Origin of the sequence: Pseudomonas sp. R62 (assembly GCF_000257605.1) — a bacterium.
GTDB classification, from domain to species: Bacteria; Pseudomonadota; Gammaproteobacteria; order Pseudomonadales; family Pseudomonadaceae; genus Aquipseudomonas; species Aquipseudomonas atacamensis.
Map to the genome: position 1 here is coordinate 1 of NZ_AHZM01000925.1, position 781 is coordinate 781.

Genomic DNA, 781 nt, shown 5'->3' on the forward strand with positions numbered 1-781 from the left:
CTTCGCAGCAACTGCTGCTACCACGTCTTCCTTGGTCACACGACCGCCCTTGCCGGTGCCGGCAACGGAAGCGATGTTGATGCCGTTCTCTTCAGCCAGCTTGCGAGCGGCAGGAGCTGCGATCGGGTCATCTTCGCCATCGGCAGCAGCTGGTGCGGCAGCGGCAGTAGCAGCCGGAGCAGCAGCGGCGGCAGGAGCGGCAGCAGCAGCGCCGCCCTCTTCGATCGAGCCCAGGACCTGGTTCGACAGAACGGTAGCGCCCTCTTCGGCAACGATTGCGCCCAGCACGCCGTCAGCTTCAGCCAACACTTCGAGCACGACTTTGTCGGTTTCGATGTCGACGATCAGGTCGTCACGCTTGACGGCCTCACCTGGTTTCTTGTGCCAGGTGGCAACGGTGCCATCAGCAACCGATTCCGGGAATGACGGGGCTTTGATTTCGATAGCCATTATCTGTGGGTCCTTAAAATTCGGTTTCAGTCAGCGCGAAGGCGTTAAACAGTGAAAGCATCTTGCAGCAGTTTTTCCTGCTGCTCGGCGTGCATCGATGCGTAACCACAAGCTGGCGCAGCCGAAGCCTCACGGCCCGCGTACTCGAGTACGAGAGTCCTGTCGAGGTTGGCGATGCTGCGACGCAAGTGATGCTGGCTGCAGTACCAGGCACCCTGGTTCATCGGCTCTTCCTGACACCAAACGGCGTGTTTGACGTTGGTGTATGGAGCCAGGACTTCTTTCAAGTCGTCCTCAGGGAACGGATACAGCTGCTCGATACGCACGATGG

At 59.7% G+C, this 781-nt stretch carries 1 protein-coding gene and 1 pseudogene; both read right to left on the reverse strand.

Features of this window, described 5'->3' with window-relative positions:
- A partial coding sequence (locus tag OQK_RS01145) for an E3 binding domain-containing protein (RefSeq protein WP_016770736.1) occupies window positions 1–450 on the reverse strand: 450 nt, incomplete at its 3' end.
- Between the two features lie 44 nt (window positions 451–494).
- A pseudogene (locus OQK_RS01150) lies at window positions 495–781 on the reverse strand (2-oxoglutarate dehydrogenase E1 component); the annotation flags it as partial.